The sequence below is a fragment of the Uliginosibacterium sp. TH139 genome (assembly GCF_002855595.1).
GTDB classification, from domain to species: Bacteria; Pseudomonadota; Gammaproteobacteria; order Burkholderiales; family Rhodocyclaceae; genus Uliginosibacterium; species Uliginosibacterium aquaticum.
In genome coordinates, this window is sequence record NZ_PKRR01000005.1 from 23,807 (window position 1) to 35,199 (window position 11,393).

Sequence of the window (11,393 nt, forward strand, 5' to 3'; positions counted from 1 at the left end):
TCATCACGCAAACACTCGCTCGAGATCCACCTCACCACTCTCGGGCGGTTCAAGCTTGAGCGAGTGCTCGACGTGTTCGAGGTGGTGCTGCATCAGTTCGGCAGCAAGATCGGCGTTGCGGGCTTCGATGGCGTCCACCAGTTTTGGGTGGTCATCGTAGGGGCAATGATGTTCGTCGGGCGCGTCGTACAGGATGATGATCAGTGCGGTAAGTGATTCAAGCTCGCGCAGGGTGCGCACCAGAAAGCTGTTGCCCGATATCTCGGCGAGCAAGATATGGAACTCGCCCGAGAGCGGAATGATGGCCAGTGGGTTACTCCCCATCCGCGCAGCCGTCTCGCGCTCAAGATGTTTGCGTAGTTGCTGAATCTGTTTTGCCGTGGCCGTCAGAGCGACCGAGCGCACCAGCGTTGTCTCGATCAAGCGGCGCGCAAAGAACACGTCGCGCGCCTCCTGCGCTGTGGGGCTGCTGACGAAGGCGCCACGATTGGGAATATTGGTGGCGATCTGGTCGTGCACCAGGCGGCCGATAGCCTCACGCACCTTGGTACGGCTCACATTGAAGATGCGCGCCAGGCGCTCTTCGACGAGCTGGGTACCCGGCGGCAGCTTGTGCTCCATGATCGCCGCAAGAATCCGCTGATGAATTTCATCGGAACTCAGGGGGCGTTCATTTTTTTTGGCCCGGGGTTTCCGGGGCGATGCACCGTCTTGTGCCACGTTTTCTTCTCCTCATTCGGCGAACGCTCTCTGCGCCTCGCTCGGCATGCGCCACTTTATTGCATCCCCGTCTCTCAACGTCAGCGCGGTTTTACGAGCAGCCTGCACCAAAGCCGGCCATGCATTCTGTAACAACGCACCAAAATTGCGTACATAAACAACACCGTCACGACAAGTATTCCGCACCACAACTGGGCGTAACGCACCAATTAAATGCACGGTTTCTGCACACAACATGTTGATTATCATAGCATTTATTGCTTGACACGTTGAATACAGCGAACTTAGTGTATTGCATACAATCTGCAAAAACAGAATTGAAACAACCTTCCGAAGGAGTATCGCCATGCAACCCAAGCTCATCCGACGCGCGCTCGTGATTGCCCTCGCCCTATCCTGTTTCAGCGGGCTCGCGAGCGCACAGACCAAGCTGCGCATTGCCGGCAATTTTGCGCCGGACCACTCATCGTCAATGGCCATGCAAATGTTCAAGAAAGAGGTGGACACAGCCAGCAAGGGCACACTGATCGTCGATGTATTCGACAACCAGCAACTAGGCGGCGCGCAAGAGAATGTGACGCAGACGCGCTCGGGCACCATCGATATGTGCTGGGTGGGCATGGCCTTCCTGTCGCGCACGGTGCCGGAACTCGAAGCGGTGAGCCTGCCCTTCATGTTCCCCAGCCGCGAAGTGGCCTACAAGGTGATGGATGGCCCGGCCGTCGACCTCATTGAAGCCAAGATGGCCGACAAAGGCTTCACCTCATTGGGCTTCATGGAACTGGGTTTGCGCCAGGTCACCAACAGCCAGAAGCCGATCAAGACCATGGCCGACCTCAAGGGCCTGAAGATCCGCATGCAGCCGATCGAGACCCACCTTGCCACCTTCCGGGCACTGGGTGCCAACCCGCTGCCGATGGACATCAAGGAGGTCTACTCGGCACTGGAGCAGAAGGTCATCGATGGACAGGACAACCCCTTCGCGCTGATTCTCGCCAGCCGCTTCTACGAAGTGCAGAAGTACGTTTCCAACACCGGCCACTTCTTTGACTTTATCTCGGTCATCGCCAACAAGAAGAAGATGGAGTCGCTCTCGCCCGAGCACCAGAAGATCCTGCGCACGGCCATGAGCAACGCCATCAAGTGGCAGCGCAGCGTGGCAGTGAAGGCTGACTCCGATGCGCTGGTCGAACTGCAGAAGAAGGGGATGATCTACTCTGAAATGCCCGCCAGCGAACGCGCTGCGATGGTGAAGGCCACAGCTGGCGTCGTGGATGACGTGAAGAAGCGCCTCGGTGCAGCCTTTGTCGACCAGGTGCTGGCCGAAGTAAAGAAGGCCAGCAACTGATCTGCTGACGCATCGCACGAGGACATCATCATGAACGGCACTACCCGTTTCACTCCCATGCGCGCCAGCGGGCCGCTGCGCCCACTAGCCCTGCTCATCGCGACACTGGATGTGGCGGTGGGCTGGGCGCTGGTGGCACAGATTGTCGTCATGGTGACCATCGTGTCGATCCAGGTGGTGCTGCGCTACCTCTTCAACAGCTCGCTGGACTGGGCTGACGAGCTGGCGCGGCTGTGCTTCGTGTGGTCCATCTTCACGGCGATCCCGCTAGGGCTGAAGGGCGGCGCGCACATCGGCATCGAGATGCTGGTGGCGCGCTTCCCAGCCCATCTGCGCAGCGCGACCGCGCGGCTTGTGGCGCTGCTCGGTGCGGCCATGCTGCTGCTGGTGGCCAAAGAGTCGGCCGTGATGGCCTGGGACCAGTGGGATGAGCTGATGGCCTCGATGCCCGCCAGCGCCGCCTGGTTCATCGTGCCGCTGGGCGTGTGCGGTGTGCATGGCGCACTGCACCTAATCTGGCAAGCCATCACCGGTGCGCACCATGTGGATCCCGAACTGCAAGCGGAGCTTTCCTGATGAGCCTACTGATCATCCTCGTCTTCTTCGGCGCCGCACTATTTGGCATGCCCCTGGCCTTGTCGCTGGGCCTGGCGGCGATCGGCGGCCTGATCGCCAGCGATGTGGATTTCAACCTCTTGCCCTCGCGCATGATGAGTGCGGTCAACGCCTTCCCGCTGATGACCATCCCCTTCTTCATCCTCGCCGGCGAGCTGATGCTCAAGGCCGGCATGATGGAACGGCTGATCGATCTGGCGAACACCATCGTCGGTCGCCTGCGCGGCGGCCTGGGCCACGTCACCGTGCTGGCCGGCATGGGGCTATCCACCGTGTCGGGTGCCGCCGTGGCCGATGCCAGCGCGCTGGGTTCCACGATGTTGCCCTCGCTGAAAAAACACTACGGCACGGGCTTCTCGGCCGCCATCTGCGCGGCAGCAGCCAACCTCGGGCCCATCATTCCGCCCTCGGGCGCGATGATCGTCTATGCCTTCATGGCCGGGCCTTCGGTATCAGTCGGCGGCCTGTTCATGGCCGGCATCGTGCCGGGGCTGATCCTCGTTGTCGGCATGCTGGCGATCTGTTCGATCATCGCCCACAAGCGCCAGTTTCCGCTCACCGGCGAGCCGTTCGCGCTCGCGGCGGTGCTGCGCGAGCTCAAGCGCTCGATCATCATCTTCATGATGCCCGTGGTGGTCATCGGCGGCATCGTCGGCGGCGCGTTCACCGCCACCGAGGGCTCAGCGATTGCTGTGGTGTATGCGCTGGCCATCGGCTTCTTAATCACGAAGAAACTCAAAATCAGCGATCTGCCCGAAGCCCTGATCCGCACCGCCATCACATCGTCTGTGGTGGGCGCGATGATCGCCTTCGCCTCGGTGGTGACCTACATGCTCACCATCGACATGCTGCCGCACAAGCTGCTGGCGCTGATCCAGTCACTCACCGCAGACCCGACGATGTACCTGATCCTGGTCGCCGTCGTGCTGCTGGTTGTGGGCATGTTTCTGGAGTCGAACGCGGCCTACATCATGCTCGTGCCGCTGCTGCACCCCATTGCCATCAAGTTCGGCATCGACCCGCTGCACTTCGGTTTCCTGTTCGTCTTCAACCTCGTCATCGGCATGCTCACGCCGCCGGTGGGTGTGGTGCTGTTCGTCATCTGCGGCGTCAGTGGCCTGAAGCTCGGCGAACTGGCCAAGCATGTGTGGCCCTTCATCGCCTTCATGTACGCCTTGCTGCTGGTGTGCATGTTCGTCCCACAACTTGTGCTCACGCTGCCGCGTGCGCTGGGGTACTGAGATGACAATGGCACCCTCCGCATCCGAGGCTTATACCGCGCAGCAGCGCTTCATCGGCGTCATCACGCCTTCGGGCAACACCGTGGTCGAGCGGATCACGCTGGGCATCCTGCGTGATGTGCCTGAGGTGTCGCCGCACTTCTCGCGCACGCCGGTATTCGGCAGCACCGACCCGTCGCCCACCGCTTACGCACAAGAGGGATTCCTCGCCGCCGCCGCCCTGCTGGCTCACGCCAAACCCGAAGTGCTGGTGTGGAACGGCAGCAAGGGCGCGGGCATCGGCTTTGCGCATGATGCTGCGCTGGCAGCGGCCATCGAGCAGCAAACCGGCATCCCGGCGACGACCTCAATTCTCGGTCTCAAAACGGCACTTGCGCTGCGTGGCATCACACGCATCGCGGTGGTGACGCCCTATTCCGACGCCGGTCAGCAGGGCGCGCTCGATTGCCTGCACACCGAGGGCTACGACTGCATCGCCGAAGCGCACGCTGGCTACTCCGACAATCTCAGCTACGCCAGCGTGCCCCTGGCGCAAATCGCCGACATGATGCGCAGCGTCGCCGCCGCCAGGCCGCAGGCCATCGTCACGCTGTGCACCAACTTCCCGGCCGCCGTGCTGGCTGCGCCGATGGAGGTCGAACTGGGCATCCCTGTATTTGACACCACTGCACTGGGCGTCTGGGCAGCCCTGCACGCCATTGGCGCCGACATGCACGCTGCGGCGCCACGCTGGGGATCGCTCTTCGCATGAGCACCAGCCTCGTCATCCGCAACGCGCGCGTACTGTGCCTTGATGCAGCAGATCGCGAATGGCCGCGCGCCGACATCGTGATCCTTGGCCATCGCATCGCCGCCATCGGGCCCGACGCCGGCCTGCCGCACCTGGCCGGTGCCACACGCGTGATCGATGCAGAGGGTCTGCTGGCCATGCCGGGCCTCATCAACGCGCACTTCCACTCGCCCGGGAACCTGATGAAAGGCAGTCTGGACGGGCTGCCGCTCGAACTCTTCATGCTGCACGAGGTGCCCCCTCTGGCAGATGGAGGAGACAGCGAGAGACTCGTCTATGTGCGTACCGCACTGGGCGCACTGGAAATGCTCCAGCGCGGCATCACGGCGGTGCATGACGATGCTTACCACGTGCCGGTGGCGAGCAAAGCCAGTATCGACGCCATCATGCAGGCCTATGCTGATGTGGGCATTCGCGCCACCGTCGCGATTGATCAGCCCAACGTCGTCGAGTATGAAAAGTACCCCTTCCTCGCCGAACTGCTGACGCCCGCGCATCGCGCCGCGATGGACGCCGCGCCGCGCCAGTCCTCGCTGGCGCTGCTGTCGCTGTACGCGCACCTGATCGAGAAATGGCATGGCAAAGCGGATGGCAGATTGCGCGCAGCGGTCTCCTGCTCGGCCCCGCAACGCGTCACCGTCGACTACTTCGAAGGCCTCTCGGCCCTCTCGCGCCAGCACGACCTTCCCTTCAACATTCACATCCTCGAAACCAAGCTGCAACGCGTACTGGGCGAAGACAAATACGCAAAATCACTCGTGCGATATGTGCACGACCTTGGCCTGCTGGACGCGCGGATGATGATCATCCACGCCATCTGGATCGATTCTGAGGACATCAGATTGATCGCCGGAGCAGGCGCCTCGGTCGCCCACAACCCGGTATGCAACTTGCGACTTGGTAGTGGTGTGATGCCTTGGCGACAACTGCGCAATGCAGGCGTGCCACTGTGCATCGGCACCGACGAGATGAACACCGACGACACCACCAATCTGTGGCTGGCTGGCAAGACCGCCGCCCTGCTGCAGAACATTGCCGAGCCCGACTACCTCGACTGGCCACGCGCGCCCGAGATCCTGCACGCCATGACCGCCGGTGGCGCACGCGCCATGCGCTATGGCGACGAACTCGGGCAACTGCGCGCAGGCGCCTTGGCCGACATCAGCCTGCTCGACCTCGACACGCACGCCTTCACCCCGCTCAACGATCTGCGTCGCCAACTGGTGTTCTGCGAAGACGGCAGCTCGGTGCGCACCACCATCGTGAACGGCGAAGTGGTCTGCGAAGGCGGCATCGCCAGCAAAGTGAACGCCAAGGCCCTGCGCGCCGAGGCGCGCGCACTGATGGCCGACTACAGCGCCAACCTGCAACACGCCAGCAGCGAAGCCGCGCAACTGGCCCCTGCTTACCGTGAGATGTTCCTGCGCGCCGCCCAGCGCGACGTGGGCTTCTCTCGCCATGTCTCACCTCACCCTCACCCGACTGGAGTCCGTCAATGAAAACACGCCTCACCACCGCGCTCAGCGCCCCGCTCTGTGCGCTCCTGCTGCTCAGCAGCCCCGTCATGGCGCAAGAGAAAATCAAGGTCAAGGTCATGGGCCAGCCCATCTCGGGCGGCATGATCCAGAAGAACCGCGAACAGCCCTTCTTCGAAGCGCTCGCCACCAAGACTGGCCTGCCCTTCGAAGTCGAGTACAAGCCGCTCGACACCACCGGCATCAAGGACACCGAACAACTGCGCATTCTCGACTCCGGCCTGTTCGACATCGTGTCGCTGCGCATGGCGCAGATCTCGCGCGACGAGCCGCTCACCATGGGCTTCGACCTCGTGGGCCTCAACCCCGATTTCAAGACCGCGCGCGCCACCACCAAGGCCTACTTTGACACGCTCGACAAGCGCCTGCAGGCGCGTTACAGCGCCAAGCTGCTGAGTGTGTGGCCGGCCGGCCCGCAGATGCTGTTCTGCAAGAAGCCCATCACCAAGCTCGCTGACGTCAAGGGCCTCAAGGTGCGCGTTTTCGACCAGAACTCCGCCAAGTTCTTCCAGAAGCTCGGCGCCACGCCGATCCCCCTGAGCTTCAACGAAACGCACCAGAGCCTGTCGCTGGGCGTGGTCGACTGTGCCATCACCGGCCCGAGCGCATCGAACTCGGCCGGCTGGCCTGAAGTAACGACGCATGTGCTGCCGCTGGGCATCCAGTTCGCCATGAACGGCTACGGCGTCGGCATGGGTCTGTGGAAGAAGCTCACCCCGGCACAGCAAGCCAAGCTGCAAGCCGCCGTGACCGAGCTCGAAAACGACATCTGGAAGTACTCGGAAGAACTCGCCACCGACGCCATGAACTGCAACATCGGCAAGGATCCCTGCCAGTTCGGCAAGAAGTTCAAGCTGACCAATGTGCCGGTGACCGAAGGTGACATCGACGTGGTGCGTGACGCCGTGCGTGAAGTCTCTCTGCCCACCTGGACCGAAACCTGCGAGAAGACCGCCCCCGGCTGTACCGCCGACTGGAAGAAGACCGTCGGCCCCGTCGTTGGCATCAAGTAACAGCAGCAACACGGTGCGGCGCCAACACGCGCCGCACCGCGCGGAGAACACGATATGCAGCGCACGCTTGAACGCATCATGGCGAACCTTTTCGGCTTCGTCTTTCTCGGGCTGTCGGTCCTGGTTTCCATCGAAACCGTGGTCCGCAAGCTCTTCAATCTGTCGATCCAGGGCTCGGCCGAACTCGGTGGCTATGCCCTCGCCGTCGGCTCCGTGATCGGCTTCAGCCTCGCCATCGTCGGGCGCAACCACATCCGTGTGGACGTTTTCCATGGACGCTTTCCGCGTGCCATGCAGGCCTTCATGAACTGGCTCTCGGCCGTGTTGATCGCCGCACTGGCGCTGCTGCTGATCGGCGTCTGCTACCGCGTGATCGTCAAGACCGTGGAGTACGGCAGCACTTCGCAAACCCCTTGGGCCACGCCCCTCATCTACCCGCAAGGCCTGTGGTATGCCGGCCTCATCGTGTTCGCGCTGTTTGCACTGATCTACGCCGCACGCGCCAGCCAACTGCTTTTCACGGGCCGCATCGACGCCCTGCTCGACGAATTCCAGCCCAAGAGCACCAAAGACGAACTCAAGGAAGAACTCGATGATCTCGCCCACCGCACTGCCGCCAGCCCGGAGCTGAAGTCATGAGCACCCTTTCCTTCTCACTCTGCTTCCTGCTGATGATCGGCCTCATGCTGCTGGGCATCCCCATCGCCGTCACCATGGTGCTGGTCGGCGCCGGTGCTGGCGTCGTGGTCTTTGGCACACCCTTCCTCACTTCCTGCGGTTCGATGCTGTGGGGCGTGCTCAACGACAACCTGCTCACCGCCGCGCCGCTGTTCATCCTGCTCGGCGAACTGTTGTTGCGTAGCGGCGTGGCCGACCGCATGTACCAGGTCATGTCGGCCTGGCTCTCGCGCATGCCCGGCGGCCTCTTGCACACCAACATCGGCTGTTGTGCGCTCTTCGCTGCCACCTCGGGCTCGTCGGTCGCCACCGCCGCCACCGTCGGCACGGTGGCCCTGCCATCCCTGCGGGCACGCAACTACCGCATGTCCGACGCACTGGGCAGCCTTGCTGCAGGCGGCACCCTGGGCATCCTCATCCCGCCCAGCGTGAACATGATTGTCTATGGCTCGCTGACCGAGAACTCCATCGGCCGCCTGTTCATGGCCGGCATCATCCCCGGCCTGCTGCTGACCGGCAGCTTCATGCTCTACATCTACCTCAACGCCATCCTGCGCGGCAACACGACGCGTGAAGAGCTGCCACCGCTGCGAGAACGCATCGCCCTGCTGGTACACCTGGTGCCGCCCTTCGTGATCTTCGGCATCGTCATGGGCAGCCTGTACACCGGCATCGCCACCGCGACCGAATCTGCCGCACTGGGCGTCATGGCCGCCCTGTTCTTCACCTGGCGCAGCGGCCGGCTCAACATGGAGCTGCTGGAAAACTGCTTCCTGCAAACCGCGCGCATCACCGGCATGATCATGCTGATCCTCGCCGCCGCCTTCGTGCTGAACCTGCTGATCAGCCTATCGGGCGTCGCCGACAAGATGACGCAATCGGTCATGTCGCTGGGCCTCTCGGCCACCGCCATGCTGCTCGTACTGATCGTGTTCTACCTCGTGCTGGGCATGTTCATGGACGTGATGTCGATGCTGGTCGCCACCGTACCGATCACCTACCCCATCGTCACCGCGCTGGGCGTAGACCCGATCTGGTTCGGCATCTTCATCATCCTGATGTGCGAGTTGGCCCTCATCACGCCGCCCGTGGGCATGAACCTCTTCGTCGTACAGGGCATCCGCCCCGACGGCGGCGGCATCGGCGACGTGATACGCGGCACCCTGCCCTACGTCGCCATCCTGATCCTCTTCACCCTGCTGCTGATCGCCTTCCCGGCGCTGGTGACCTGGCTGCCGAACCTGGGCGTGAACGGTTGAACATCATGACGATGAGATAGGCCTCCCTTTCGGCCCTGTCTTCCGGAGTCAGTCCCCCGCAGGGGGACTGACCTCATCGAATTTTCCGGCGAAAGACTAAGAATGAATACCGTACGCAAAAACCTGCTATCGGTAGCCCTCTTTCCGGCTGATTCTGATCCCGAAACATTGCTCCGGTAAATTTTGTCATGCGCGCCCTGGTCATCAACCCCAATACCTCGACACAGGTCACACAGATGCTGCACGCCCATTTGCGTGAGCACTTGCCTCAGACGTTTGCGCTGGATAGCGTCACGGCAAGGTTTGGTGGTGCTTACATAGCCTCCGAGGCAGGCTATGCCATTGCGGCACATGCAGTACTCGACGCCTGGGCCACCAGTACAAATGAGTATGACCGGATCGTCATCGGGTGTTTTGGTGATCCTGGCCTTGAAGCTTTGCGTGAAATATCCGGCATCCCTGTCATCGGCCTGGCCGAAGCCGCCATGCTCGAAGCGGCGACTTTAGGACGCTTTGCGATTATCACCGGAGGTGAGCGCTGGCGCCCTATCCTGAAGCGCCGCGCAGCGGCGGCAGGGGTGGCCGAAAAATTGGCCGCCATCCATATACTGCGTGAGACAGGTGCCGAGCTGCTGGCAGATCGCGCGCGCGCCCTCGATCTGCTCGCCGCAGCCGCACAGGATTGCGTGCGGACGCAGCAAGCCGAGATCGTATTGATCGGAGGCGCAGCGTTGGCGGGCATGGGCGAGGCGCTCGCAGAGCGCTTGCCTTTTCCGGTGATAGACAATGTGTCGGCGGCGGCCCGAGCATTGCTGGCACCCATTTCCGCCCCTGCTGCAGACCTTGATCACGTTGTTTACAGCGGGCTTTCGTCTGAGCTTTCAGTGCGGATCAGATGATCCAGCAGCACGATCAATTCCTGCACGGCAGATCCTGATCACACTCCGGTGAATGATACGGCGGTCTGCAATACGGCCGACAGGCGGAGAAGTTCCAGCCTCGGGCGAAGACTTGCGCGGATTTCGGAGCACTGAGGCCTTGGTGCAAGCGCTTGGGATTAAACCGTGACCTGCTTCACCGCCAGCGTCACCAGCAACGGAAAGTCCCGAGATGCTGCACAACCCCTTCCACGCCACCATGCGGTTCACCACCGCGTGCTCTTCGAAACCCTGCCCATGCTGGTCGGTACTGTGCCGCTGGTGTTCCCGCTGGTCGTCGCGGCAGGAATCGACCGGTGTTCTTCGGCGTGCTCAGGGTGCTGATATGCGAAATCTCGCTGATCATGCCCACCCGTGGGCATGATGCTCTACGTCATCCAGGGCTCGCGTAGCGAAGGCAAGATCAAGGAAGTCTTTGAAAGCATGACTCCCTTCATCCTGACCTTGGTGTGGATGATCGCGATCCTGACCCACTTTCCGTAGATCGCGCAGTGGCTGCCGAGCCTGTCGTTCGGCTGAACTCGTCTCGATAGCCCGGCGAATGCATTGGCAATCAAAAGTGCTATGCCGCGCGATCTAGCCCAGTGCTACGAATTTGATGCGCGGCAGCGTTGCACAGCGAGCCGCACGGCGGCAGTAACAGGCTCGATAAGTGGCACGTCCAGCTGTGGCGCGATGATTCGTGCAGCGCTAGCGAGCGGCCCGCCGCCAATGACGATTGCTTCTGCACCGTCAAGACGGATGGCTTGTTGACAGCTTTCTAGCAAAGCTGCGGCCATGCGCGTGGTGCTTTGCATGGTGTGCATCATGTCGCCTGCGGTGATGCGCACCGACATCAGCGTGTCGGCGTGGCCGTATTGCTCGGCAGTACGCCTCAGGCTATCTAGAAGTGCTGGCGTAGTGGTGACGATGGCATAACGACGTCCCCCGGCAGCAGCCTCGGCAATGCCGGCCTCGGCGATGCCGGTGACGGGGATGCCAAGACGCTCGCGCAGGGCCAGCAGGCCGGGGTCGCCAAAGCCCGAGATAATGAGGGCGTCGAATCCTTCGGCGGCGACTTGCACGCCGTATTCCTGCACGACGAGGGCGGCGGCGTCGAGGGCAGTTTCGTTAACGATGAGGGGTTCGCCGGTGGGCGCCGTGCGCCCCTCAATCAGCACACCCGCCGTCAGCGCCTGCTGTGCGATGCCCAGCATCATCTGCGTGGTATTGGCATTGGTATTGGGGTTGAGCAGAGCGATGCGCTTGATCGACAT

At 62.1% G+C, this 11,393-nt stretch carries 12 protein-coding genes; 10 read left to right on the forward strand and 2 right to left on the reverse strand.

What is annotated here, in order from left to right:
- Positions 1 to 3: 3 nt before the first annotated feature.
- Positions 4 to 720 (reverse strand): GntR family transcriptional regulator, encoded by a 717-nt coding sequence (locus C0V76_RS12725; RefSeq protein WP_256376416.1) that lies wholly within the window; start codon positions 718 to 720, stop codon positions 4 to 6.
- 346 nt (positions 721 to 1,066) lie between these two features.
- On the opposite strand from C0V76_RS12725, the gene C0V76_RS12730 reads away from it, so the two are divergent.
- From C0V76_RS12730 to C0V76_RS20345, 10 genes are all read left to right on the forward strand, one after another.
- Entirely contained in the window at positions 1,067 to 2,068 is a 1,002-nt protein-coding gene (locus C0V76_RS12730) for a TRAP transporter substrate-binding protein (RefSeq protein WP_101942840.1), read from the forward strand.
- Between the two features lie 30 nt (positions 2,069 to 2,098).
- Positions 2,099 to 2,644 carry a TRAP transporter small permease gene (locus C0V76_RS12735; protein WP_101942841.1) on the forward strand — a complete coding sequence of 182 codons (546 nt, stop codon included), beginning with the start codon at positions 2,099 to 2,101 and terminating at the stop codon, positions 2,642 to 2,644.
- On the forward strand, positions 2,644 to 3,924 hold the full coding sequence (locus tag C0V76_RS12740; protein WP_101942842.1) for a TRAP transporter large permease: 1,281 nt from the start codon (positions 2,644 to 2,646) through the stop codon (positions 3,922 to 3,924). The genes C0V76_RS12735 and C0V76_RS12740 overlap by 1 nt, the downstream gene beginning before the upstream one ends.
- Positions 3,925 to 3,931: 7 nt before the next feature.
- Positions 3,932 to 4,675, forward strand: a complete 744-nt coding sequence (locus C0V76_RS12745; protein WP_101942843.1) for an Asp/Glu/hydantoin racemase — start codon at positions 3,932 to 3,934, stop codon at positions 4,673 to 4,675.
- Positions 4,672 to 6,213, forward strand: a complete 1,542-nt coding sequence (locus C0V76_RS12750) for an amidohydrolase family protein (RefSeq protein WP_101942845.1) — start codon at positions 4,672 to 4,674, stop codon at positions 6,211 to 6,213. Before C0V76_RS12745 ends, C0V76_RS12750 begins: the two co-directional genes overlap by 4 nt.
- Positions 6,210 to 7,262: a TRAP transporter substrate-binding protein gene (locus tag C0V76_RS12755; RefSeq protein ID WP_101942847.1), complete on the forward strand. Its 1,053-nt coding sequence runs from the start codon at positions 6,210 to 6,212 to the stop codon at positions 7,260 to 7,262. Before C0V76_RS12750 ends, C0V76_RS12755 begins: the two co-directional genes overlap by 4 nt.
- A 54-nt stretch (positions 7,263 to 7,316) precedes the next feature.
- Complete coding sequence (locus tag C0V76_RS12760; protein ID WP_101942848.1) at positions 7,317 to 7,901, forward strand: TRAP transporter small permease subunit; 585 nt, start codon at positions 7,317 to 7,319, stop codon at positions 7,899 to 7,901.
- Complete coding sequence (locus C0V76_RS12765; RefSeq protein ID WP_101942850.1) at positions 7,898 to 9,199, forward strand: TRAP transporter large permease; 1,302 nt, start codon at positions 7,898 to 7,900, stop codon at positions 9,197 to 9,199. The genes C0V76_RS12760 and C0V76_RS12765 overlap by 4 nt, the downstream gene beginning before the upstream one ends.
- A gap of 188 nt (positions 9,200 to 9,387) precedes the next feature.
- The gene (locus C0V76_RS12770) at positions 9,388 to 10,098 is read left to right on the forward strand and encodes an aspartate/glutamate racemase family protein (protein ID WP_101942851.1); all 711 of its coding nucleotides are present in this window, start codon (positions 9,388 to 9,390) and stop codon (positions 10,096 to 10,098) included.
- Positions 10,099 to 10,497: 399 nt separating this feature from the next.
- A complete protein-coding gene (locus C0V76_RS20345; RefSeq protein ID WP_256376417.1) occupies positions 10,498 to 10,620 on the forward strand; it encodes a hypothetical protein in 123 nt (40 codons plus the stop codon).
- Positions 10,621 to 10,724: 104 nt separating this feature from the next.
- On the opposite strand, the gene C0V76_RS12775 is transcribed toward C0V76_RS20345, so the two are convergent.
- Positions 10,725 to 11,393 (reverse strand): aspartate/glutamate racemase family protein, encoded by a 669-nt coding sequence (locus C0V76_RS12775; RefSeq protein WP_101942852.1) that lies wholly within the window; start codon positions 11,391 to 11,393, stop codon positions 10,725 to 10,727.